At 37.1% G+C, this 26,288-nt stretch carries 24 protein-coding genes and 1 riboswitch; of the genes, 1 reads left to right on the top strand and 23 read right to left on the bottom strand.

All coding sequences use genetic code 11. The features are described from left to right. Nucleotides 1-107: 107 nt before the first annotated feature. Nucleotides 108-329 (top strand): hypothetical protein, encoded by a 222-nt coding sequence (locus JNUCC74_RS02330; RefSeq protein ID WP_454066745.1) that lies wholly within the window; start codon nt 108-110, stop codon nt 327-329. Between the two features lie 961 nt (nt 330-1,290). Here JNUCC74_RS02330 and qoxD read toward each other — a convergent pair. From qoxD to JNUCC74_RS02215, 23 genes are all read right to left on the bottom strand, one after another. Beyond that, a complete protein-coding gene (qoxD, locus tag JNUCC74_RS02325) occupies nt 1,291-1,575 on the bottom strand; it encodes a cytochrome aa3 quinol oxidase subunit IV (RefSeq protein ID WP_077319266.1) in 285 nt (94 codons plus the stop codon). After that, nucleotides 1,576-2,172, bottom strand: a complete 597-nt coding sequence (gene qoxC / locus JNUCC74_RS02320; RefSeq protein ID WP_077319265.1) for a cytochrome aa3 quinol oxidase subunit III — start codon at nt 2,170-2,172, stop codon at nt 1,576-1,578. After that, the gene (qoxB, locus tag JNUCC74_RS02315) at nt 2,172-4,118 is read right to left on the bottom strand and encodes a cytochrome aa3 quinol oxidase subunit I (protein WP_454066744.1); all 1,947 of its coding nucleotides are present in this window, start codon (nt 4,116-4,118) and stop codon (nt 2,172-2,174) included. Before qoxB ends, qoxC begins: the two co-directional genes overlap by 1 nt. Before the next feature lie 38 nt (nt 4,119-4,156). Beyond that, nucleotides 4,157-5,122 (bottom strand): cytochrome aa3 quinol oxidase subunit II, encoded by a 966-nt coding sequence (gene qoxA / locus JNUCC74_RS02310; RefSeq protein WP_454066743.1) that lies wholly within the window; start codon nt 5,120-5,122, stop codon nt 4,157-4,159. Nucleotides 5,123-5,805: 683 nt separating this feature from the next. Further along, the gene (locus tag JNUCC74_RS02305) at nt 5,806-6,312 is read right to left on the bottom strand and encodes a DUF1648 domain-containing protein (RefSeq protein WP_077319262.1); all 507 of its coding nucleotides are present in this window, start codon (nt 6,310-6,312) and stop codon (nt 5,806-5,808) included. A gap of 166 nt (nt 6,313-6,478) precedes the next feature. Beyond that, nucleotides 6,479-7,258 (bottom strand): GNAT family N-acetyltransferase, encoded by a 780-nt coding sequence (locus tag JNUCC74_RS02300; protein WP_077319261.1) that lies wholly within the window; start codon nt 7,256-7,258, stop codon nt 6,479-6,481. A 751-nt stretch (nt 7,259-8,009) separates the two neighbouring features. Continuing rightward, the gene (nhaC, locus tag JNUCC74_RS02295; RefSeq protein ID WP_454066742.1) at nt 8,010-9,431 is read right to left on the bottom strand and encodes a Na+/H+ antiporter NhaC; all 1,422 of its coding nucleotides are present in this window, start codon (nt 9,429-9,431) and stop codon (nt 8,010-8,012) included. 236 nt (nt 9,432-9,667) lie between these two features. Next, nucleotides 9,668-11,095, bottom strand: coding sequence for a dihydrolipoyl dehydrogenase family protein (locus JNUCC74_RS02290; RefSeq protein ID WP_077319259.1), 1,428 nt, complete (start codon nt 11,093-11,095; stop codon nt 9,668-9,670). Next, nucleotides 11,095-12,309 (bottom strand): dihydrolipoamide acetyltransferase family protein, encoded by a 1,215-nt coding sequence (locus tag JNUCC74_RS02285; protein WP_454066741.1) that lies wholly within the window; start codon nt 12,307-12,309, stop codon nt 11,095-11,097. The genes JNUCC74_RS02290 and JNUCC74_RS02285 overlap by 1 nt, the downstream gene beginning before the upstream one ends. Nucleotides 12,310-12,320: 11 nt before the next feature. Further along, the gene (locus JNUCC74_RS02280; RefSeq protein WP_454067814.1) at nt 12,321-13,337 is read right to left on the bottom strand and encodes an alpha-ketoacid dehydrogenase subunit beta; all 1,017 of its coding nucleotides are present in this window, start codon (nt 13,335-13,337) and stop codon (nt 12,321-12,323) included. Between the two features lie 5 nt (nt 13,338-13,342). Next, nucleotides 13,343-14,407 carry a pyruvate dehydrogenase (acetyl-transferring) E1 component subunit alpha gene (pdhA, locus tag JNUCC74_RS02275; protein WP_454066740.1) on the bottom strand — a complete coding sequence of 355 codons (1,065 nt, stop codon included), beginning with the start codon at nt 14,405-14,407 and terminating at the stop codon, nt 13,343-13,345. 14 nt (nt 14,408-14,421) lie between these two features. Beyond that, entirely contained in the window at nt 14,422-15,561 is a 1,140-nt protein-coding gene (locus JNUCC74_RS02270) for a Leu/Phe/Val dehydrogenase (protein WP_077319257.1), read from the bottom strand. A gap of 11 nt (nt 15,562-15,572) precedes the next feature. Beyond that, entirely contained in the window at nt 15,573-15,968 is a 396-nt protein-coding gene (locus JNUCC74_RS02265) for a thioesterase family protein (RefSeq protein WP_454066739.1), read from the bottom strand. A 351-nt stretch (nt 15,969-16,319) separates the two neighbouring features. Next, entirely contained in the window at nt 16,320-16,976 is a 657-nt protein-coding gene (locus tag JNUCC74_RS02260; protein WP_454066738.1) for a GntR family transcriptional regulator, read from the bottom strand. 346 nt (nt 16,977-17,322) lie between these two features. Further along, nucleotides 17,323-18,732: an APC family permease gene (locus JNUCC74_RS02255; RefSeq protein ID WP_454066737.1), complete on the bottom strand. Its 1,410-nt coding sequence runs from the start codon at nt 18,730-18,732 to the stop codon at nt 17,323-17,325. A gap of 168 nt (nt 18,733-18,900) precedes the next feature. After that, nucleotides 18,901-20,241, bottom strand: coding sequence for an aminotransferase family protein (locus tag JNUCC74_RS02250; protein WP_143695897.1), 1,341 nt, complete (start codon nt 20,239-20,241; stop codon nt 18,901-18,903). Nucleotides 20,242-20,535: 294 nt separating this feature from the next. After that, a complete protein-coding gene (locus JNUCC74_RS02245) occupies nt 20,536-20,610 on the bottom strand; it encodes a hypothetical protein (RefSeq protein WP_454067813.1) in 75 nt (24 codons plus the stop codon). Nucleotides 20,611-20,863: 253 nt separating this feature from the next. Next, complete coding sequence (locus JNUCC74_RS02240) at nt 20,864-21,019, bottom strand: hypothetical protein (protein WP_454066736.1); 156 nt, start codon at nt 21,017-21,019, stop codon at nt 20,864-20,866. A 54-nt stretch (nt 21,020-21,073) separates the two neighbouring features. After that, on the bottom strand, nt 21,074-21,571 hold the full coding sequence (gene queF / locus JNUCC74_RS02235; RefSeq protein ID WP_454066735.1) for a preQ(1) synthase: 498 nt from the start codon (nt 21,569-21,571) through the stop codon (nt 21,074-21,076). Between the two features lie 242 nt (nt 21,572-21,813). After that, a riboswitch (PreQ1 riboswitch) is annotated at nt 21,814-21,859 on the bottom strand. Nucleotides 21,860-21,977: 118 nt separating this feature from the next. After that, nucleotides 21,978-22,733: a membrane protein insertase YidC gene (gene yidC, locus JNUCC74_RS02230; RefSeq protein WP_077319252.1), complete on the bottom strand. Its 756-nt coding sequence runs from the start codon at nt 22,731-22,733 to the stop codon at nt 21,978-21,980. After that, nucleotides 22,679-23,053, bottom strand: coding sequence for a hypothetical protein (locus tag JNUCC74_RS02225; protein WP_143695778.1), 375 nt, complete (start codon nt 23,051-23,053; stop codon nt 22,679-22,681). Before JNUCC74_RS02225 ends, yidC begins: the two co-directional genes overlap by 55 nt. 144 nt (nt 23,054-23,197) lie before the next feature. Next, nucleotides 23,198-25,351, bottom strand: coding sequence for a TRAP transporter permease (locus JNUCC74_RS02220; RefSeq protein WP_454066734.1), 2,154 nt, complete (start codon nt 25,349-25,351; stop codon nt 23,198-23,200). Nucleotides 25,352-25,797: 446 nt separating this feature from the next. Beyond that, nucleotides 25,798-26,250 (bottom strand): DUF1850 domain-containing protein, encoded by a 453-nt coding sequence (locus tag JNUCC74_RS02215; protein ID WP_454066733.1) that lies wholly within the window; start codon nt 26,248-26,250, stop codon nt 25,798-25,800. Between the last annotated feature and the right edge of the window lie 38 nt (nt 26,251-26,288).

Raw genomic sequence — 26,288 nt, 5'->3', positions numbered from 1 at the left:
GAACAACATGAATAATATAGATAGATGAAATTATATATTACTTGAAATTTTGCAAATTAAATAACAACCAAGTTAAGCAACTTGATTTGCAAAAAAGGAGGCCACTTATGAATAATGCAAAAATGTTACGTGCAACAAAATATGTTGGTGCAATCATATTATTTGCTGGGATAACGATGTTTATTTATGGATTTTTTGTAAGCGATTACAGCTATATAACAGGAATAGGGATCGGAACTGTGATGGGAGCTGTTTTTATCTTTTTAATGGGAATATTCTTTGTAGCAACAGAAGAAATGAATGACAGAAGAAAAAAGAAAGAGATTTAATTGTTTGACTTTCTATGGAATTTCCTAACAGCATGAGTATATTGGCTGCACACTGCCTGAACACTCCTTAACGTAAAACTAAGCCAGGAGGTTATTCTAAACATTTTATAAAATCCTTAGTTCACCCTCTCTATAAAAATAAGAGCGGTAACACTTTCTTTATACAAAAAATTGAAATTATCTCAACCTAGCGTTGCCATCTACTAAATCTCCCACAACATAACCGTCACATCAAATTCAAAGTCGATACATTTACAAATATGATAGCCAAAGAGTTAAGATTGTTGGACTTCTTATATATGCTGCTCAATTTTAATTAATGTGCTAAAACTATCATCATCTTTGCTCTGTCATTAAAATGGCAGCTAATTTATCTTGTAGGTAATGGATACATTATGTATCGTATTTACATTATACTGATTATTATTTTGATCCGTTAATCTAAACAAATCTGTTGTATCTGAATTAAGTATGTACGAAGGCCTAGGTTACTGCTCATTCTGTAGTTGTAAATATATAAGACCCTGTAATTACGGCTGTGATGAGTCTATTTACTTTTAAAAATGTTTCTAAGTTTGTTGCAATAAAACTGCTGTTCATTTTCTTTGTTATTATTAGTACTGGTCTATAAATGCAACTATTTCTTTTATCGAAAATCCGTTATTAGCAGGGTAGAATACTAAATTAAGATTATTAACGTATGTTCTACATGTATAACTGTCCAACCTTTGTCTCTCTATAATTTTATTATTCTGCTAATATTTTCTTCAGTATTTAGATTAGTTTGCTTTCACCACTTTCTAACATCAAATGTTTTTTGAACATCGATTATAAAAATAGTTGATTTTCTATACTAAACCCCCTAGAATATTTCTCAGTATGATGAATAAAAACGGATAGTTTTTCTTACATACTAAAAAAACCGCCCAATACATCAAAATGTATGGACGGCTTTTTCCTTTTATACATAACCCCAGACCATGGCTAATAATGAACCAAAAACAGTCATAATGGCTACGATAACACCATAATATATCGTTGTATAAATAGCACCTCTATCTTTAGATTCACCCGCGTGCATAAAGATTATCAGCTGCAGTCCAGCTTGAGCAAAAGCCGTAACAAGGAGGACCGTCATTCCTACCGCAAACGACATATCCATAAAATATACCAAGAGAGCGACAACGGTAAGTACTAAAGAAAAGACAAAGCCCATTACATGTTTAGTTGGAAATAATTCCTTCATTTACATCATTCCTTTCAAGTAGACGAAGCTGAAAATAAAAATCCATACAACGTCTAAGAAATGCCAGTAAAGGGAAAAAATAAATGATTTATTAGCTGTTTCCGAATTTAAACCACGTTTTATGATTTGTATCACGATCATAATTCCCCAGAACAAACCAAACGTAACGTGTAATCCGTGCGTTCCAAGAGTTGTCAATAAAATAGATGTAAATGCACTTGTCTGAATTCCTGCACCGACATGTACATAATGATAGAATTCATAAATTTCTACTCCCAAGAATGCCACGCCAAGAATTAGCGTAAGGATAAAAAAGCTTAACATCGCCTTTTTGTTGCCGATTCGCATCGCATGAACCCCGAGCCCAATCGTAAAACTACTTGTTAATAACAAAATCGTTTCAATTAATACCGGAGTAATTTGGAAAACATCTGCTCCTGTAGGACCACTTCCTGTACGATCTACCAAAATGAAATAAGATGCGAATAATGTTGCAAACAGCATAACCTCTGCACCAATAAATATCCAAAAACCTAATATATTTAAACGACCTTGCTCTGTACGGTATTCAAGCGGTTGTGTCTTATCTATATTCATTATTTAGCACCCCGCAGTTCTGCTTCTGTTTTTTTAAGTTCATCACCAGAAATATGGTATCCATGATCCTTTTCAAATGAACGATGAATTAAGCAAGCAAAAATACCAATAAGTGAAGCAATCGCTGTTATCCACATACTAAATATAAAAGCAAATCCGAAGATGAAGAAAAAGACAGCCATTATAAACGGAACACCACTATTATTCGGCATATGGATCTCTTTATAGCCAGCCTTAAATAATTTGTGACCATGCTTCTTTGCATCCCAAAAGGGCTGACGCGAATTAACTTCCGGTGCAATAGCAAAGTTATATTCAGGTACCGGGCTATGTGTTGCCCACTCAAGTGAACGTGCATCCCATGGGTCATCTCCAATATCTCTTGAAGCATAACGTATACTATAGTAGATATTGTACACAAGAAGCACAAATCCGATTGCTAGTCCGATTGCTCCAATAAACGAAAGCATATTCCATATCCCAAAGCCGGTTGCTTCCGAGTAGGTATACATACGACGAGCTTGACCATCTAACCCTGAAATAAACATCGGGAAGAACGCCAAACATGTACCAATCGCGATAAACCAGAACGTCCATCTTCCAATTCGTTCATTTAACATAAAGCCGAACATTTTTGGCCACCAATAGGTTAAACCTGCGATCATAGCGAACACAACACCAGGAATAATAACTAAGTGAAAGTGTGCGACTAAAAACATTGTATTATGATATTGATAGTCAGCCGAAGCCATACCAAGCATTACTCCGGTTACACCACCGATAGTAAAAATCGGAATAAAGCCTAATGAATATAACATCGGTACAGTAAACTTAATCTTACCTTTCCACATCGTAAATAACCAGTTGAATATTTTAATTCCCGTTGGAACTGCTATCGCCATGGTTGTAATGGAGAAAATACTATTTACTAATGCTCCTTGCCCCATTGTAAAGAAGTGGTGCACCCAGACAAGAAATGATAGTAATGAGATAACTACCATGGAAATGACCATTGTATTATAACCATATAGATTTCTACGTGAGAAAGTTGGGATAATTTCGCTATAAATACCGAAAGCAGGCAAAATTAGAATATATACTTCCGGGTGTCCCCATACCCAGAATAGATTAGCCCACAGCATATCCATTCCACCATCTGTTGTTGTAAAGAAATTAGTTCCAAACAATCTATCCATTGTTCCCATCGCTAATGCAACAGTTAATACCGGAAAAGCAAACACGATAATGACGTTTGTAATTAAACCAGCCCATGTAAACATTGGCATTTTCATTAAAGTCATGCCTGGAGCTCGCATTTTAAGAATCGTCACAATAAAGTTAATTCCAGTAATCAGAGTACCTAACCCGGATATTTGCAGAGCAAGCATGTAATAATTCGTTCCTACAGATGGGCTTAGATCATTTCCGGCTAACGGAAAATAAGAAGTCCATCCTGAGCTTGGTGAGCCACCAATTACAAACGATATATTAAATAACATTGCTCCCATAAAATAAAGCCAAAAGCTAAGAGCATTCAAACGAGGAAACGCAACATCTCGTGCACCAATTTGTAATGGAATGACAAAGTTCATTAACGCAATGATAAATGCCATTGCCATGAATATAATCATTACAACTCCGTGTGTCGTAAATATTTCATTATAATGCTGTGCATCCAACAGCTTGTTTTCAGGTACAGCAGTTTGCGCACGCATCATCAGCACATCTGCTCCACCTCGAAACAGCATTAATAATGCAGAAATCATATACATAATTCCGATTTTTTTATGATCAACAGTGGTAAGCCATTCACGCCATAAATAACCCCATTTTTTAAAATAGGTTAAGCCAACTATTATTGCAATAGTAGTTAAACCAATAGCAACCATAGATGCATATATAGCGGGACTTGGATGCGGTATCGCAAATCTCTCAAAAAAGTCCATACTTATCTACTCCCTCCCAAATAACTCCGATGCAAAGCTTAGTGCTGTCCTTCATGATGGTTTTCTGTTGTTTGTGAACGGTTGGCTTCAGAACTATCCGTTTGATCTTCATCAGTTTTCTCATGTTGTCCCATGGAGTGGTCGTCAGTGTTCGACCCATGAGTGCCTTCCCCTCCATGATGTCCTTCAGGAGGCGGCATAAAGTCCAAATGCGTACCAGTAAACGTTAATTGTCCTAAATGTCCAGGCTCTAATAACTCGACAAATTTATCTTCTGTAAGTGGTTTCGCAGTTTGCTTCACTTCTTTCACCCAATCGGCAAACTCCTGTTGTGGCATTGCTTTTACATTGAATGTATTTTCGGCAAAACCTTCCCCACTAAAGTTTGCATTCCTCCCCATAAATTCTCCTGGAGAATCAGCACCTAAATGCAAAGTAGTAATCATATCTGACATCGCATATTTTTGTCCACCAAGTTGCGGAATCCAAAAGCTCGTAATAGCTCCATGCGAATATAGTCTGAATTCAAGTGGTCTATCTGTTGGAATATACAAATAGTTAACCGTTTCGATATTTTCCTCTGGATAGCTAAAATGCCATTTCCAATCAGATGATGAAGCATAAATAACTAGAGGTTCCTTGTCTTTATAAACCTCTGGAGTAGCCTCGACTTTATACGTACTTTGGACTGAAATTACGGAAAGCACGGTAACAATAAGAATTGGAATACCAACACAAATTGCCTCTACAATAGCACTCCCCTCAATGTGCGGCGGTTCATATGAGTCAGGCTGTTTTGACGCACGATATTTAATCAGCATGTAAATCAACATTGCAAATACGGTAATAACGATAAACGACATAATCGCTATCGAAATCCATATTACATCAGCTTGTGTCTGTGCTTGCGGTCCTTTTGGATCTAAGACGGCTAACGGTTCACACCCTGTCAGCACAGCTATCATTGTAAGTAGAGCTCCTAAGATCGCCCATTTTAATTTCATCAGAGATACCCCTCCCCCTAAATGATGTTATATCTAGAAATAATTATTTAGAAGCATGATAAAATCACACTTTGAATTTCCGTTTTTCAATCTTAATCCTATAAAAAAACGAAAACAAGAGAATATACTAGTTGTCAAAAAATGTTCACGAAATTCGGTACAATAAATTGAACTCTAGTTGAATGTTTTGTGACAAATAGAAATAATTACATTAGTCACATTGCAAATATACACTTCAAACGCCAAATTGTGTAGATTTTCACAAAAAAATAACCTTTCCCTCTTGAACAAGAAAGTAAAACTTTTTTAAATGATTATGACTATTTGTTCCTATGATAATCTAAGAATCAATGAAGAATGCTCACAAGAACACATCTTTAGATTCGAACGGTTAGCGGCGTACGAACTTCTAAATTAATATAGCTTCTTCTTTATAGATAAACTTAGTTATAGGCAACCTGTTAACAATTAAATGTATTTGAGTTATCACGAAATCCAAAAAATTGTAAAACGATTTGAAATTTTATAATAGAAAAAGACTTCGGATACTAGCGAACTACTAAATAATAATAAACGTGGCAATATTTATAAGAAGTAGACTAGAATAAAACTTAATCTTTATAATCAAAAAAGATGATCCCCCTAAACAGTGATCACCTTTTTTACCGATAACGTTTTGCTTTTTATTTAATCTTTCTTTGTTGAATAAGTCCAACTATTATTGGAAAAAAAACAATAATCAGGATGATTGGTAACATCCAAACTCCTGAGCCGCCCCACCAGCCTAATGCGATAGAAACTTGTTCAAATAGGATAAAGGAAAAAATAAGTAAACAAATATTTTTTATCCTATTAACCATTTTTCTGCTATGCAAATAAAATTGTGCTGCATTCGATTCATTAAAACGCTTCGGATAATTATGGCTCTCTGGATATTTTTCAAGTATTTGTGTAAAAAGTGTCATAAACATCCCCATCACAGGTAGGATCAACAATTCTCTTTTGCTCCCCCAGCGTGTAATTTCACCAGCAGCATTAAAATGTGCGGGTATCGCCGAAGGAAGCTCCTTCCAAATCGCAATTAAAAAAATGAGTGTTCCCAAAAAACTTACATAGCCAACTCCATCCCAAATCCATTCACTTTTTGTTTTAGGAATCTTTAATTTAGGTCGCTCCCACGATTCAGACATAAACAATCCCCCCTTGCCCTGTAATACGAAGACACAAATCAAAAGTTACATTAAAGTAAAGATGTTATACAAAACCAAATTCTCAAAAATGATATCGTTTTCTAGAAAGAAACAACCTTTGAGAAAAAGCTCAAAGGTTGTTTCTTTCTTATTTAACATACCGTTACTATTGTTTTATTGTCGCTTTCTGATTCATATATACCTTTTGAACTTCGTATTGGAAGGCTAAATAACGGTATTTTTGTTTAATATACATCTCCCGCGGTGTATCTTCTCCATCAGCCAGCACGATTATCGTCTTATCAGGAAATGTATTCATAATAAATTGTTGCATAGCACTAGCAATTCCCTTGTTACGATACGCTTCAAGTACATATAATCCGTCAATTTCTGCAATATTTTGACCAATAATTATGTCTAAAGAACCTGAAATATTCCCCCGGAAATATGACAAAATTTGCAGTTTACTTGGATCTTGAAACTCTTGTTGATATGCATCACGTTGTGCATTTGCAAATTCCTTTCCAAATGCGCTATCTTGTTGATACTTTGTATACAAATAATGATCAAAATTAACTTCTGAAACAAGCTGAATGGTTAGATCTGAGTTTTCTTGGACACGGGGAAATTGATTGGGCTGAATAGCGAATAACTCTAAGTACGTATAGTCATAATTGCATGTTATAAAATAATGAATGAGTTCCTCAACCGGCTTCTTGTTTTCTGGAAACTTAAATTTTACATGGTATTGATTGCGCTGTAAGTGAAAATCATGCAAATAAGCAGCAGCTTCTTTAAATTGTTCTAATGTAGGCATTTTTAAAAATTCTAAATAATTATCATCATACTTTATTAACATTTTTGGATTATGATAATGGATGTACAAATCTGATTCGTTTACGACCGCACCTGCTGTATAAATATTTTTAAAGTTCAATCTACTCATATCGCTTCTCCTAAACAATACTATTTATAAAGAAAAACTTGGCTAGCTTCCCGGCGAAGGCGATTGCCTGGGCACGTATTCTTTTAAACAAAAATTTCAGCGACGTTCAACCAACTTTCGCTAAAATTTTATGTTAGAAAAACTCGGCTTGTCGCCAAGTCTTTAGCGAAAGTTATAGTTTTTCTTATACTATAAAGTGAAACTTCATTCAGTAGGAGCTTTCTTCCCTCTCCTACTGAATATTAGTACCACAAGGGTATGACCTAAAGGCCCCTGAACCAATCGGGCATTTAGGTGCCGTTTTTTCTTTTATATTCACAATGCATAATAGATTTTAGAATTGAGGAAAGTATGGCACCTTACATGCGGGATAAACCCTAAATTTACACTTTCTTATAGTACAAAAAAACCAATGCAACTTCTATTATACTAAAAATATCGGTTTTTGTATGCACAACTTTACTTCAATAAGAAAAACTTGGCTAGCATCAAGACAGTGCGGCAGAAAATCACCTAGATCGACTATACATATATCCTTAGATTTTAATCACCCTACTCTACAAAAGTTTCGGTACATTGAGGCAGGTTCTTTTTATGGAAGGGAGGAGACTGGTTTTGGTCATTCATCAAAAGGAAGTAACTTTAGTCAGTGGATATGAATGGATACTTTACAAATCTTATGCTCTCTTCAAAAAGCAAAAAACCCTTACCATCTATCTACGATAAGGGAGTTCATTTTGAAGTGGCACCATTATCCTGTTGCTCCTACAGACGGTGATTTTTTCTTTTTTATAGGTTCATAAGTTAATGTCCATCCAGTATAACCAAACAATAACGTTAGTATTGGGGATAACAAACAGAAAAAGGCAAAAGGTAAATATTCTAATGTCGGAACACCTAATACCGTTGTAATAAAAACACCACAAACACTCCAAGGTACAAGTGGATTAATTACAGTTCCTGCATCTTCTGCTACCCTTGCTAAATTCTTCTTAGCTAACCCGACTTTTTCATACGACATACGATACGTCTCACCTGTTAATAAAATGGATAAGTATTGCTCACCAATCAGAACATTGATTCCAACAGCAGTCAAAGCAGACGCAAAAATGACAGAAAACACTTTATTTAATAAATGTTCAATGGATGCTAATAATCTAGGAATGATACCTAAGGTAAATAGTAGCCCTCCCATACTTAGCGCAAGCAATACCAATCCAATGGTAAATAGCATTCCGTTGATACCTCCTCTTGTCAGTAGAGAATCAATCGCTTCAACTCCTGTTTCTGAAACAAATCCTCCCATTAAAATTCGAAATAAATTTTCTAATGATGGAGTGCTATGAAATAATGCCATGATAACCGCAGCCAGGGATCCTGCTGCCAATGTTAAAATCGCAGGAACCTTTTTAATCGAAAGCACGATTAAAACCACAAGCGGAATTACTCCGTTATACCAACTAACAAGACCAGTATCTATTAACCCGTTCTGAAACTCAACCATCTTTCCAAAATTAGCGTCCGTCAACTTTGGCGAGATAAATACAAAAATAAGTAAGGTTATTACAAAGGCTGGAATGGTTGTCCCCATCATATTTTTAATGTGATCAAATAAATCTACTTTTAAAATAGATGAAGCCATATTCGTTGTATCTGACAATGGGGACATTTTATCTCCAAAAAAAGACCCCGAAACAATAGCTCCGGCGGTAATAGCTAAGGAAACATCGACTGCCTCAGAAATACCAATAAAAGCTACGCCAACGGTTGCAACCGTGGTTAAGGAACTCCCCACCGCTATCCCGATTACAGATGTAATGATAAATACTACTGCAAAATAGAAACTTGGTGTGACAAGCTCCAACCCACTGTACATTAATGTTGGTATCGTTCCACCTAACATCCATGTAGCAATCAGCACACCAATAAAGAAAAATATAAACACTGCTCCCATTCCCGATTTTGCCCCTTCAATAATTCCCTCTTCTAACGTTTTATAAGGAACTCCTTTAGCAATTCCATAAATACAAAGCAATAATAAGGAAATAACAAGTGGTACATGAGGGGATGACTCAAATAAGATAATACTCGTGCTAATAATACTTACAATTGCAGCAGTAATTAGAAGTGTCTCCCAAAGTGGTGGTGTTTGTACAGTTTTTATACGATACATAAAATTCCCCCTTCTTTTAATTTATCGTCAACTGCTATTTGTTTCATTGTGGAAATAGTTTATCCCGCATGTAAGGTGCCGTAAGACTCCCACTTCAAGAGTGTGTAGGCAATACGAAGAAGTCAAATTGGGAGAAAACGGCACCTAAATGCCCGATTGGTTTAAGGGCCTTTAGGTCATACCCTTGTGGTACTAATATTCCGTGTAAAAAGAGTTCCACGGAATGAAGTTTCACTTTATTTATGATGTACCACAGGTTTTGGTTTTATATGAATGGCGCTTTCCGTTAAGCCTTCTACCGCTTCGAGCAATATTTCATTAAAGCTTGGATGTGGATAAAGTGGAAACTTCAAATCTTCATCACGGCTTGCCAATTCTAAAGCTGTTATACCCGTACTTATAAGTTCAATGGCACTTGCGCCAATGGTATGAACTCCCAATAGAAGATCTGTTTTCGCATCTTTAATAACCTTTGCTATCCCGCTTTTTTCATTGGCAATCATCGCATAACCGTTGCCACTGTATCGGAATAGACTCGTTTTTATTTGATAACCAAGTTGTTTTGCTTCTTCTTCTGTTAAACCGACAGCAGCTATGGGGGGAATACTATGAACGACCGTAGGCACCATCGTTAAATCTACCTCACTAGCTAAGCCGGCAATGATCTCTGCCACAACTTTCCCTTGCTTCATCGCCTTTACAGCTGACACTTTACCACCTGTTACATCGCCAATGGCAAAAATTGAAGGAATATTTGTTCTCATTTTTTTATCTATCCTTATAAACCCGTCTTCGGTACAATCCATTGCTAATCGTTCGATTCCTAAACCTTCTATACGTGGAGCATGCTTTGTTTGGATATAAAAATGAGTAGCAGACAAAAAAGTTTGCTGATCATTTTTATGAAACTCTAGTGAAATGTGCTTGCCCTTTGATGTTAGTTGTTCAAGGTGGTACCCACGATACACTTGTATTCTTTCCCTTTTTAATATACGTTTTAATTCTCGATTAATGGAAGAATCAAAGTAAAAATCATCCGAACCATTTAACACCATCGTTACTCCTGCTCCAAGCGTTCGAAAACTGAATGCCGCTTCTAAAGCAAGATAATTATTCCCATAAATCACAAGTTCTTCAGGGATCTTTTCTAACATATAAATATCCTCCTCTGTGAGGATACAAGAATAATCCTTTAGAGAATCTGGTAAAGCAGGTGAACTCCCAGTAGCAATAATCGCTTTTTCAAACTCAAATATCGTAAACTGATGATCTGATTCTACTCCTATTCTAGTTTCATTGATAAAGTTAGCCTTTCCTTGAATAACTTCAACAGCATTTGCTTGGCAGAGATCTTCTACACCTGTTCGTAACTGCTGAATTGTTTTATCTTTATAGGAAGTGAGCTGATCTATATGAAATAAAGGATCGCCAACAGAAATACCAAAGGTCGAAAGTTTTTCCACTGAGGCTAACTTATTGGCTGTATAGGAAAACACTTTAGACGGAATACAGCCCTTATTTAGACAAGTTCCACCTAAATGAGCTTGCTCTATTAAAGTAACTTGAATGCCCAATTTAGCTGCACGAATAGCTGCATGATACCCTGCAGGTCCGCCGCCAATTATAATTAACTCTCGTTTCTCTACAAATTCCCCTACTACCATTACATCAACTCCAGTAATAACTTTGTTGGATTTTCAATCAAATCAATGAACCGATTCGCAAACGCTATCGACTGTGCTCCGTCAACAACACGATGATCAAAGGTTAACGATATATTCATCATTGAACGAATGCTAATCTCATCATCAGCTGTAACTACTGGTATTTTCTCCGTTTTATAAAAAGTCATGATGCCCGTTTCTGGATAATTAATGATTGGTGTTGCGCCGCTTCCACCAAGCGGTCCTACATTATTTACCGTGAATGTACCTTGTTTCAGATCTTGTAAAGACAATTTCCCAGCCTTTGCTTTCACAGTAAGCTCCTTCATTTGCTGGTCAATTGTACGAATGGATTTATGCTCTGCATGATGCACAACTGGTACCATTAAACCGGCTTCGGTATGTGTAGCAATTCCAATATGATACTCTTTTAATAAACGAATCACGCCCTTTTCCACATCTAATCTGGCATTAAAAATAGGAAATTCTTTTAAGCAAATAACCGCCGCTTTTACAAAAAAAGCAGCAAGAGAAACTGTTTCTCCAGCTTCTTTTAAAGAAGTTCTTGCTTCCAGCAAGCAGGTGACATCAACTTCATCATAATGCGTAACATGTGGAATAGTTTGTACAGAGCGGGTCATTTTTTGAGCAATTTGCTTACGTATACCAGTAAAAGGAATCGTTTCTACTGGTGCGTTAGCCGGATTTAAAACCTCTTGATCTTCGGTTGTTGCTTCATTTGTAGCAATCGCTGATGAATTGGCATAACGATATACGTCTTCGACAAGCACACGGCCTGCAGGACCTGTCCCCTCGATATTTTCAATATCAATCCCCATCTCTCTAGCAATCTTTCTCGTATAAGGCGCTGCTAACACACGATTATATGAAGGTAAATTGGAAGCCACTGTTTCGGCTTTTGCTGAAGCTATTTCTTCTTCCTTGATTTCTCTATCTACTTGTGTAGTACTAAGAGGCGGGTCTGTTTCTATCTCCATAATTATCGTGCCAACGGTTACAACCTCTCCCTCTTGATAAAGGATTGACTTAATAGTGCCAGCGGACGGTGCTGGTATTTCCGCTACCATTTTATCTGTTTGTAGTTCTACCAGTGGCTGATCTACAGATACTTCATCACCAACATTAACAAAATAGCGAACTATTTCTCCTTCATGCATCCCTTCACCAATGTCATGAAATTTGATTTGTATCATAAAGTCACCTCCTAAAATTCATATACTTTCTGAATTGCTTGTTTTACTCGATCGGTTGTAGGCAGGTAGTCATTTTCTAAAGAAAATAACGGAACTGGTACGTCAAATCCTGTCACTTTTTCAATCGGTGCCTTTAAATAGAGAAAAGATGTTTCATTAATGATCGAAATAATTTCACTGCCAACCCCGCCGGTTTCATGAGCTTCATGAACAATGACGACACGCCCCGTTTTCTGAACCGAATCGGCAATCATACCTTTATCTAATGGATATAAACTGCGTAAATCAATGACATCACAAGTTATTTCCTGCTCTTCCATTTGCTTAGCAGCGGCAATTACAATTGGCATCATTGCTCCCCAAGCAAAAATGGTCACATCTTCTCCTTGTTTCACTGCTTTTCCTTTTCCAATTTCAATATGATAATCGTGAACGGGAACGTCATCTCGTTTGCTACGATATAAACGCATCGGCTCTAAAAACAATACTGGGTCGGGATCAGCTATTGCCGCGAGGAGTAGCCCTTTCGCATCATATGCTGTAGATGGACAAACCACCTTTATTCCAGGTAAATGAACAAATAATGCTTCCACACTTTCAGAATGAATTTCTGGTGATCGTACACCTGCACCATATGGAGCTCGTATTACCATCGGTATATGGTATTGACCAAATGTACGGGTTCGCATACGTGTTACATGTGTCGCAATTTGTTCAAAAGCTGGATAGATAAATCCTAAAAATTGGATTTCCACGATCGGTCTTAAACCATTTAATGCCATTCCTACTGCCGTTCCTACAAAACCAGCTTCACTTAATGGAGTATCAATCACCCGTTTTTCACCAAAGATTTCCTGTAACCCTTCTGTAGCCCGAAAGACGCCTCCATTTTTCCCAATATCTTCTCCTAGTAAAAGTGCTTGTTCATCCATTTCCAGAGCTATTCTCAGCGCATCATTAATTGCTTGAATCATTGTAAAAGAATTCGTTTTTGCTAAACCATTTACTTTCTCTAATTCCTTTGGCATGACCATTAGCTTTTCCCTCCCAATGAGTAAACGGCTTGTTTTTGCTTTTCCATTGTCCATGTCGGTTTTTCAAAAACATGATCAAACATATCCGCTATTTCCGGCTTTTGATATGCTTCCATATGATTAATTGCCTCTGCTATTTCTACTTGGATCTCCTGTAATATTGAGCTCTGCCATTCCGTATCCCACATTCCGCGATACTTCATATAGTTTTCCATACGAATTAATGGATCAACTTTTTCCCGCATACGATCAAATTCCGCTTGATCTCTATATTTAGAAGGATTATCAGCAGTAGTATGCGCTCCAAATCTAATAGTTACAGCTTCAATTAGCGTTGGGCCCTTTCCTGCTCGAGCTCTTTCTAAAGCTTCCTTCACCGCAACATGTACAGCAAATACATCCATCCCGTCTACACGCCTTCCCGGTATACCATAGGCTTCCGCTTTTTGTGCAATCGTTTCTGAATTCATTTGCTTTTCAACAGGAAGAGAAATAGCAAAACCGTTATTTTGATTAAAGAAAACAACAGGCGCTTTAAATACACTTGCAATATTTAATCCTTCATGGAAGTCTCCTTCCGATGTGGCACCATCTCCAAAGTAAGCAATAGCAGCATTGTTAGTACCCTTATACATTTCTGCCATTGCCGCCCCTGTAGCATGGGGTAAATGAGTAGCAATAGGAATAGAAGCAGGCATGATTTGTTTTTTCTTCGACGGTAGACACCCTTCCATCCGTCCATTCCAATGTAATAACATCATGTCAAGATCTGCTCCAAAGGTTAGAGAAGCGCCATGATCTCTATACGTTGGAAACATCCAATCGTCATCTGTCAATGCTAATGCACTACCGACCTGAGCCGCTTCTTGTCCAGCAAATGGCACATAGGTTCCTATTCTCCCTTGACGTTGTAAGGCTATCCCCTTCTGGTCATACGTACGAATCCGCAGCATATGATAATAAAATAATTTCACTTTTTCTTCGCTCAGCTCTGCTTGGTATGATTCTTCCAATAATTTTCCATCATGATCAATAATTTGAAATAATGGATACTTATCTTTCATTTCGATCCCCCTCTTTACGTTTTTATGTTCCATTTGGGCTTTCGATTTTGGCTATAGAAACTATTTCTTACTTGCTGTGTTTCCATATGCTGCTTAAGCTTGCGATCTGCTGCTTCCACCGTTGTGATGTTATAGGCTTGAGCTTCTTTATATAAGTTAAATATTGCCTCATAAATATTTTTTGTTTTTAGTAATACACGCTTTTTATTTACTCCATAGAGTTCATCAGCAACTTGAATTAAACCGCCAGCATTAACGATATAGTCAGGCGCATACAAAATTCCCCTTTCATATAATTTATAAGCGTCTTCTGGGTGGGCTAATTGATTATTTGCAGAACCAACAATAGCCTTTACCTTTAACTTTGGTATCGTTTGTTCATTAATCACTCCTCCTATCGCACATGGCATAAAAACATCTGCATCCACCTGATGTATTTCCTCTGGCTTTACTGTGTGGACAAAACCACCTAATAACTTTGCTGTTACTAAAAATTCATTAACTGCCCTTTCGTTAACATCCGTTACATAAATCTCTGCTCCTTTTTCGATTAAAGTTTCCGCTATTTTCCTGCCAACTTTCCCTAAACCCTGTATTGCATAAACCTTCCCGCTAATGTCATTGCTGCCATATAAAAATTGATTCGTTGCTTTTAACGAATAAATTACTCCTTGTGCTGTAGGTATGGAAGAGTCTCCGCTTCCGCCAAAATCTTCAGGAATTCCACTGATAAAGTTCGTTTCCTTTGCTGCATGAACAAAATCCTCCATGGTCGTCCCCATATCCGTACCGGTATAGAATCTGCCGTTTAAGGAATCCACCAACTGACCAAATGCTCGAAACAATGCCGGTGACTTATCTGTTTTAGGATCTCCAATGATTACTGCTTTTCCTCCACCAAAATCAACATCACAGGCTGCGCATTTTGCTGTCATGCCTTCTGATAAACGAAGTACGTCTTCTAACGCCGCATTAAAATTAGGATATGGATACATGCGGGTGCCGCCTAAAGCCGGCCCTAGCGTTGTATCATGAATAGCAATAATTGCTTTTAATCCAGTTAAGGGATCATTACAAAAAACTATCTGCTCATGATCCGCTATTTTCTGAAATAAATCCTGATTTACTTCTTTGGAAGACTCAAGCTGTTTCATCTCTCTCCTCCTTAGTCATTTACTTGCAAAAGCTTCTCTTGAATTACCCTTTTAGGCAATATCACTTGTGTAACCTCACCCTTACCAATTAATCCGACCGTATTTTCTGCAGTTACAACAGTAGTCATTCGGCGATCACTCACAGCAGAAATGGTTGCTGTCAATTTCACTTTTGTCCCTAAGCCAGAAGGAGCTAAATGCTTTACTGAAACTGCCGCCCCCATTCCTTCTTCACTTGCCTCTAAGTAAGGAATCAATAACTGCCTGGATACCCATTCCATGTGATAAACCATGGAAGCAGTAGAATATACAGGGTGAACAACTTCTCCAGCAAATTGAGCAATCATCTCCTTTGTTACTTCTATCGTCATTGTCTTCGATTCTCCTATTTGTACTCCTGCTTTCATGTGACATCATCCTCCCCCAACCCTTTTTGGATACGCTTACATTTTACCTAGTTCCATATTTCTAAAAATTTTATACATTTAGCATATTATAATAATTAATTGATTTAGTCAACAGTTTACTGTTAACTAATTTTGTATAAATTTGTCTAAATAAAGTGAAACTTCATTCAAGGAGCGTTTTTCTCCTTGAATGTTAGTTAAACGAATCGGGGATTTAGGAACCGTTCTTCTCCTTGTTCCCAACATCATTAGCTTATTTTGAATGGAAAAAAATACGGTTCCTTACATGCGGGATAAACGTAAAGTACCCAGTAACACTTTCTATACCAAAAAAATTCCAGATAAGTTTTCTTATCTGGAAAATGGTTTTTTAATATGCGTAAGTACACCATCTAGTCCTTTTTTAATATGTTTCTTCATTAAATTAATTGCCTCCTCTTTGCTCCCCCTTACCAGTAGCTGTGCTAGTTGTTCATGCTCCCTTACGAAGGATGGATAAAATTCACCCTTCACCATACATATTCGCATATAATGAATTTTCGTACGTATTACTTCTAATAGTTCTACTAATTGTTTGTTCTGGGAAGCATCAATAATGATATCATGAAATTCTTGATCAAGTTTTCCTAATTCTATTGTCTTTTCTTGCTGATAAGCTTGGTAAGTCGCTTGCAAATTTTGCTTTAATTGTGCTTTCTCCTCATCTGTTATATGATGAATCGCAAGACTAATTGCTAATGCTTCGAGACTTTCTCTACATTGAAAAACATCGATAACATCTTGAATAGTTGGCTGATAAACTCTAACATACCCATTATTATAAGTTAGTAATCCATCTTGAATGAGCATTCGAATAGCTTCTCTTATTGGTCCTCTGCTTATTCCCAGCCGATTAGCTACTTTGGATTCCACAATTCGTTCTGCTGGTCTAAATTCCCCCTCTAGTATTCCTTGTTTTAAAATGGAATAGGCTTGTAAATGCAAAGATTCCTGCTTTACAATTCGCATATTAGTAACCTCCTATGTTGTTGTAACTAAAATATTCGTCCATAAATTCAGAATATAACTATTATAACAAAATAATTTGACGATGGTTACTAAGACCTAAATTCTATTGGTAGGAACAAAAACGAGAAGCGCTTGCTTTCTATAGCAGAAAAATACGGTTCCTTACATCCGGGATAAAGTGAAACTTCATTTCTTGAAATGCTTTTCCCAAGAAATGTTAGTTGAACCAATCAAAGATTATCTACAACTAAAAATTATAATTTTCTAGAAATATGAATTTAAAGTCTATCAACCTATCCATTTACTTGAGTTAGTTATTGCTTCTATTAACTTTCTAAAAATAGGATTATGCAATACGGTCAAGCTCTTTCTTCATATATTCATCTGCATGTTGTTTGCCATATTTGGCGATGGAATAGTGATAAAGAATAAAACCAAGTACCGTCCATATACCAATAATTAACCATTCATATGGCCACTTTAAAGCTGATGGCATGCCGGGCATATATAGTGTAGCAACTCCAAAGGACATAAATACTGCTAGCCATCCAATTAATGTTCCTCCAGGCAATTTAAAAGGGCGATTCATCATGGGATCTTTTTTTCGTAACAGAATAAAAGAAATCCCCACCATTAACCAAGCAACTACCAGACCTAAGCCTCCAGCGTTCACTAACCAAACAAGTGCTGGACGGCCTAAAAGAGGGGCAGCAGTTGAAAGAAGCGCTATTAATAAAATTGCTCTGTATGGAGTTTTATATTTTGGATGCAATTTGCCAAGGGGTTTCGGCAGCATTCCCGCATTAGCTAACGCATAAATAGCCCGACTGCCTCCAACATAAAACCCGATCCAGCTTGTTAAAATCCCACCTATTCCACCAAGTACTAACACATTCCCCATCAGCTTACTATTGCCAAATGCTTTTGTCATCGCATCCGCTGTAACTAAATTCGATTGACTTAATTCCTCAGGATTTAGAATTCTTGATACACCAAAAATGATGGCAATATACCAAATCACAGCTAATATTACTGAAATAATTAATAGCTGACCGATTTTCCGTTGTGGTAAGTTTATTTCTTCTGCGGCTTGAGGTATAACATCAAATCCAACAAACATAAATGGAGTCATAATAATAACAGTCAATATACCAGTCATACCTGTCTCGACCAAAGGCTGCATATTTTCAAAATTTCCACCGAATGTACTTCCGGTAATAAGCATAAAACCGGCTACAATAATCAGTGTACTTAGGATAACAGAAATAATGGATGTTAGCTTGATGCCTCGATAATTAATCCAAGCAATGAGTATAGATCCAATAATACCAACTCCTGCCCAAGTTATAGTTACATCCCAATCTGCAATGGTATATAAATAACCTTGACTATAATTCGGTACAATGTATTCAAATACCGTCGGCAAGGCGACTGCCTCAAATGCAACTACTGAAACATACCCAAGAATGATTGCCCATGTAGTAATGAAAGAAGCCACTCTTCCCATAGCTTTAAAAGTATAGGATAGTTCCCCTCCTGCCAGAGGAATTGCTGAAGCTAATTCAGCATACGTTAAACCTACAAAAACAACAAGTATCCCACCAATTAAAAAAGCCACGATCGCTCCCAATGATCCGGCTTCTGTTATCCATAAACCAGAAGTAACCACCCACCCCCATCCAATCATTGCCCCAAAGGCAAGCGCAAGTACATCTTTATTACCAAGAATTTTTAATAATTTATCCGAATCATCCATAGAACCCCTCCTGTTTTTCTTAACTAGTCCTCCATGTTTAGCCAAATGAAAAATTTAATCTAACTGGTGCTGTTTTAAACTGATTTGAAGAAGCTAGGAAGTGAGATTAATTCCACTTCCTAGATAATTGTAAGCGGTAACATTTATTTGGCTAATACGTTCCATCCTCTATTGTTTAATACCTAACTGCTGTTGTACCATAAAAATAGAGTCATATAATCTTTGAACAAGCTGATTAACCTGCTGTTTATTTATAATAAGCGGAGGTGCAATACAGATTATATCCGTGTTTTCATAGGTGACACCCCGACAAATAACTCCATGTTCATGCAATGCCTCAATCACCTTAGGAGCTACTTGTTGTTCAGCAGCAAATCGTTTATTAGTAGCAGGATCCTCAACGAGCTCCACAGCACCTAACAACCCTATGAATCGTACTTCTCCTACGATGTCAAGCTGCTCTTTTATCTTCTGTAAACGATGCTGAAGCTCATCTCCCATCTGTCGCGCATTCTCCACTAGTAGCTCTTTTTCCATGATTTCAATATTTTTCAAAGCAACAGCTGCACCGGTTGGGTGACCACTGTACGTAAATCCGTGGAAAAGGGTACCGGACTTTTCTTTTAACACGTCATGTATCTCATCGGATACAACCACACCACCAAGTGGAAAATAACCACTTGTTACTCCCTTAGCAAAAGTCATTAAATCAGGAATAACTCCCCAATTTTCCATTGCAAACATTTTTCCTGTTCTGCCAAAACCGGTTATGACTTCATCTGCTACAAATAATATCCCATATTGATCACAAAGCGCCCTTACTTTTTGGAAATAATCTTTTGGAGGAATTAACACTCCACCAGCACCTTGCACCGGTTCTGCAAAAAACGCCGCTACCGTTTCAGGACCTGTCTCTTCAATTGCTTGTTGTAAAGCATGAACCGCCTGATCGGTAGTACTTTCATAATGCGTATCTACATGGAGAAAATCAGTCATCATATGACCAGCCATGTTCCAAAATTCCGGTATACCCGTAACACTTGTTGAGGCAGCAGCAACTCCATGATAACCGCGCTTAAGCGAAATAATTTTTCGTCGTTCTGGTTTGCTTTGAATTTTCCAATAATGACGAATGAGTTTTACGGCAGAATCATTAGATTCCGAGCCTCCTGATGTAAAAAATACAGCATTTAGACCTTTTGGTGCAAGGGAAGCAATTTTTGCGGCCAGCCGAATTGCCGGTTCATGGCTAAAGGTGGAAAATGCTGAACTAAACGCTAATTGCTTCATTTGCTTAGCTGCGGCTTCTGCTAATTCTTCCCTGCCATATCCAATGTTAACATTCCATAAAGAAGAAATAGCATCTATATACCATTTGCCAGTTGTATCTTTTAAATAAATGCCCTCCCCTTCCTCGATAATCACCTTTGCCCCCTTTTCCTGTTGCTGCTTAATCGATGAAGTAGGATGAATAAAATGCTTTTTGTCCAATTCGAATAAATCGCTCATACTCATTCCTCCCATTAAAATAATAAAACCAGTCATAAAGACAGATTTTACCAAAGGTATTCTATCCATATAACTGGTTTCCATCTAATGTTCCGCTTCACTTCATCAGTAAAGTCGATTAGATTTGGCAGTTAATTTATACTGATAATCTAATTTTATCGAAAATTCAATCAGCCTGCAACTCTAATTTTTTTATTTTCTTTTGTTCTTGCCCACTTCACAAGCAAGTAAACAAATGGCGTAACAACTGGAGCGATAATTAGTTAAATACATATTGGGTTAAAATTAAACCGACTAGCACATCAACGGAACCATTCCCGTAAACGCGATAATTATAAACAGAATTGTATCTATAAATTGGCTCGTCATCGTTGAGATATTGTTTCTTAGCCGCTGCTTCTTCTCTACAGCCTTGCCCATAATCGATGAAAAATGTTACATCGAAATTTTAGCTAGCTAAATAAGATATTAAGCTGGCAACTAGTACCCCAAAGCTCCTGCCTAAAATTTGCTCAAATCTGCTTAAACACTTGTGCAGCAAGTAATTGAATCGTAATAAAAATAAAGAACATCCAATTAACTGTGTAATAAACCCTGCTTGGACTGTTTTTCTAGCAGCCTGTTACCATAATTTTCTCCAATCACATCGGTTAACAGACATCACATAGACGACCGTTGTCCCTGGTAGAATAAATGGACCAATCGGAAATAACTTTACGGCTAAGATATTGGATAACAGTAAAAGTCCAACAAATAGTGCATTAAAATAGTCAAACATGTTAATCCTCTTCCTTTAAGGAGAGATACCTATAACTATCCTCTAATTTAAAAACTAGCGATTATCAATTTTCTCAGGATACATATCATGATTCATCATTCGATATTCTGCCATTTGTTCAAATTTTGTTCCCGGTTTCCCATAATTACAATAGGGGTCGATTGAAATACCTCCACGTGGCGTAAATTTCCCCCAAACCTCAATATAGCGTGGATCCATCACATGAATCAGATCATTCATAATGATATTAATGCTATCTTCATGAAAGTCTCCATGATTGCGGAAGCTAAACAAATAAAGTTTTAGTGATTTACTCTCAACCATTTTTTTATCAGGAATATAACTGATATAGACGGTACCAAAATCAGGCTGCATTGTTTTAGGACACAGTGTTGTAAATTCCGGACAGTTAAATTTGACAAAATAATCTCTATTTGGATGTTTATTATCAAATACTTCTAACACTTCAGGCGTATAGTCAAAGGTATAATTTGTATGCTGATTGCCTAATAATGTAACATCCTTAAGCTCCTCATTACTTCTCCCAGACATAAAAAACCTCCTTAACGTAAACATTATCATCATGATTTAATCAACAATCATATTAAAGTATATCTTCAAACTCAACCTCTCATTACTTCAGCAATAACATATAGATAGAAGCGACGGACAAATGGATATAGGTTTCTAGTAAAAACAAAAACTACTATCATAAAAAGATATCCACCATGGAAAGTATAGTCCCTAGATGCTAAAAAAACCGCGGCACTAAGGCCACGGCATGATTCTATCAGCTGTCCTTAGTTTTTTATAGAGGGTTAAGCTAAGAACCTCTTTTGATATTAATATACATGCTCATGATATCTACTCAACATCACATCAGTCCAATCTCTCTTCGGATGTCTTTTTCTTATCCGTGTATTTACTCTCTTTTGAACACGCCCTTAAGTAACTAGGATTATGTGAGTTGTTTCGTATAATAAAGCTTCTTCGCAAGCAATGTTTGCAAGACAAGTATAAAACCACTAACTGCCCAATATAATGGAAGTGCAGCAGGTGCACTAAAGGAAACAAATCCAATCATAATGGGAGATATCATCCCCATTATCGCTAGTTGTTTTTTTTGCTTTTCATCGACCCCTATTAAGGACACACGAGATTGTGCAAAATAAACAGCCGCTGCCACAAATGGCAGTATCATATCTACTTCACCAAGATTAAACCATAAGAAAGAATGAGTTGCTAGCTCTGGTGAATTACGAATTGCATAATAAAATGCGATAATGATTGGCATTTGAATCAACATTGGTAAACAACCCATTGAAGTCATTGGATTAAACTGATGCTTTTGATATAACTGCATCATTTCCTGCTGCATGTCCATCTTAGCAGTAGCATCTTTTTTATTTTTATATTTTTCCGAAATTGCGTCCATTTCCGGCTTTAATTCTTTCATTTTTTCTTTCATTTTGGCGCCACTTTTTATTTGCTTAAATGCTAAAGGCATTAACAATAACCGAATACACACGGTAATCAGAACAATGGATAAGCCATAATCGCCCCCAAATAATGTAGCTACATATTTAATTAACTGTGGAAACGGATTATTGAAGCCGACTATCCCCTCAGCTTGGCAACCCGTTAGAAAAATTAGTAAGGTTAACGTGATGAAACCGTACTTCTTAAGAAAAGTGAATATAAAATGACCTTGCATTGTTGTCCTCCTCGTAGTAATAAATCCCTATAAATAAACGAGAAGGATGGATGGTCTGTATCATCTTCTGGAGCCGCTAACCGATTCGCCTTTTTAACAAACCATTGAAATACCTCTTGACACATTCCAAATAATTCCTGCATTGGTAATAACCGAAAACGTTCATCATGATATTGCCTAATATGCAAATAGTTTTTGCTCATGATATCTCTTGTATTTATAGCTGTAAAAGAATACACAGATACCATTGTAAGCAATATACTGACATATAAATAAAAGGGGGTCATATCATTCAATAGCTGGTTTAATAATTCAATCATTCTATATTCACCTCCTGTCCCTATTAATTCTATTATTATACCATATGACAAGGTAAATATTTAAAGGAATAATTTACATAGTAAACCCGCTAAGACCTTAAACCAATCAACCGTGGAAAGGGATACCCACGGTTGACAAATTTTTTATCCAGCATGCTTGGAAGCTGTTTTTGCTTTATTGCTCATAAACCTAGTAGAAAATAGTAACATGAGTAATGCAATTAGCCCTGCCAAGTCTGTCCATAGACCTGGGTAGATAAGCAATAATGCCCCTACAGCTACAATGATCCGTACATACCAGGTCAGTGATTGTTTAAAGAAACCCTCTGCGGCAACAGATAAAAGGAAAACTCCCGTTAATGAGGTCAGTAAAAGGAGCAATATATTTAGAAATGTCACATCGATCATTAACATTTGCCTAGAAAACACAAACATAAACGGCACTATAAATCCTGCCAAAGCCAGTCGCATTGCCTGAAATCCTGTTTTCATCGGATCACCATTACTTATCCCTGCACCGGCAAATGCCGCCAATGCCACAGGCGGTGTAATATTAGCGAAGATACCAAAATAAAAAACAAACATATGTGCCACAAATACAGCTGTTTCACCTGAACCGGTTAATTCTCGGAAATACGGAAGCTGTAATAGAATTGGTGCAGCCATCGTACTTGTAATAATATAGGTTGGTATACTTGGCAAACCCATACCTAATATAATGGAGGCTAGCATGGTTAACGCCAATGTTATTAATAATTGAACAAGCGGATGGTGAATCAGTTCACCAATACCCACAATCGAATTAGCTATTTCAAGAGCAACCCCCGTCAGTGAAGTAACCCCTACAATAATACCAACAGCCCCACAGGCAACTGCAACCGGAATGGTTGTTTTAACACCGCTCTCTAATGCCTCCATGACATCCTTTACACCCATTTCCTCTGCCTTTAGGTTCATTCGTTTCCGGATCAGATTAATTGAGATCGGGATCATAATAATCAGACCGATTTCAATCCAGTTGTCTCTTAATCCTAGCATACCGCTACCAGCCATCAATGCTTTTACTTGAGGTTCAAACCATAGGAAAAGCGAGATTACAAAGCTCGTAATTAACATTCTTCCTGTTCCTGTAATGAGAATCGTAGAGATAATCGACCAAAAAGCTGCATAAAAGGGAGTTTTCCCACTAAATAATAAATATAGCAGAATTACCATTGGGATCAATAAATGCCCTCGTTCCATCAGCACTTCCTTGAGCGTAGGTAGTTCACGTTTATCCAATCCCTTTAGTCCAAGTTTCGAAGCACGAATATGCACTTGTAAAAGAATACCAAAATAATACATTAGAGCGGGAATGATTCCAGCTAAAATAACTGATGTATAAGCTATACCAAGGTTTTCAGCCATAATAAAAGCTGCTGCTCCCATTATTGGCGGGAGAATTTGTCCGCCAACACTGGCAGCTGATTCAACAGCCCCGGCAAAATTTTTATGATAACCTACCTTCTTCATTAAGGGAATGGTGAAAGCTCCTGTGGTTACAACATTCGCAATTGCAGAACCATTAATCGATCCAAGAAAGCCACTGGCTAATACAGCAACTTTTGCAGGTCCTCCCTTTGTATGACCAGCGACTGCCATCGCAATATCATTAAATAGTTTTCCCATTCCCGATTTGCTTAAAAATGCTCCAAATAAAATAAATAAAATAATATAACTTGCTGATACACCAATGGCTGTACCTAATATCCCTTCTGTAATATAGACGAGATGAGTAATGATACCTTTAGAAGCATTTAATATAATCGCTCCTGTTAATTCAGGGTAGATAGATAATTTTACATAAAACCCATATACCAGAAAACCAAAAGCCAACATCGTTAATCCCCATCCCGTTACCCTTCTCGTAATTTCAAATAATACGAGAAGGACAACGATTCCCACATAAATATCTACATTATTTATTTGTCCACCTGATTCAATGATTCTTGTTGCTGATACTATCATATAGCTACCTAAACAAAACGAAAGCAATGCTAGTACATAATCGTAAATCGGTATTTTTTGCTTTACTCCCTTTTTTAGCATCGGGTACAGTAAAAAAGCAAGCATCATCAATGTATATAAATGAATACTTCGCTGTTTGATATCCACAAGCGAGCCAGCATAGGATGTATATAGATGAAATAACGCTAGAGCTACTGCCAAAATGGAGATAAATAATTGAATCGCTTTTGGTAAGTTAACCCGCAAATTACTTTCTCTTTCATATTCCTGTAACTGTTTCTGTGTATTCACTATTTCACCTCACCTTTTTCCGTATAATTGTATGCAAAACGAAAAAGATATCGTCTTTTTGGAAAAAAGACGTATAGACAAAGGCAGTCAAGATATTAGAAAAACTTGGCTTGTCGCCAAGTTTTTATGGCGAAAGCGATCGTTTTTCTTATACGAAGTGAAACTTCATTCCGTGGAATGCTTTTTACACGGAAAGTTAGTACCACAAGGGTATGACCTAAAGGCCCTTGAACCAATCGGGCATTTAGATGCCGTTTTATCCCGCTTTGACTCTTTGTATCAATTCAGGTCTTGAAGGGGGAGTCTTACGGCGCCTTACATGCGGGATTAAAGCCTAAAGTTGTATTCTTTCCTATAGTGGAACAATAGCTAAAAGCGCTCGGTTAAGACGTGCCTGCAAACTTTCGGCTATTTTCACTTAAAAAGTAAGGCTATCATTATTTAGATCAATAGAAGAGACGCTTTACAGCTGAAAATACTACCTTAATCATCGTTGTCGTTTTCTCCTCAATCCGATATGAAATATTACTTTCTACAAGCGGATATTTTTCCCCCTTGATAATCAGCTGGTAATTATTGTTCATCGTAGCTCTAACAATTAAACTAGCGCCGATGTTTCGATTTACATCAAGATGTAACCAACCGTTTTTTAACTTTATCGGTTGTTCAGATGTAGAAGGGGTACCTGCGCCAAACGTTTTGAAGTGTGTAGATTCCAAGAAAATATGTTGACCTTCGATACGGAAGTTTTCCACCCATACCTCCTTTTCTACAGAATGGATCCATTTCAAGGAAAAACGCTTTTCTGCTACTAGAAATGTATAAATGGCAGAATCCCCTTGTGAAATTACTAATGCCCGTACTGGAAGGAAAAATATTCCTGTTAAGATTAGAATCAAAATAAATGTCACTTACTATTTTACGAAACGGCTGAAAT

This window comes from Cerasibacillus sp. JNUCC 74 (genome assembly GCF_053667775.1).
Note: the sequence above shows the minus strand (reverse complement) of the source record. Positions and strands in the feature narration are given on the sequence as shown.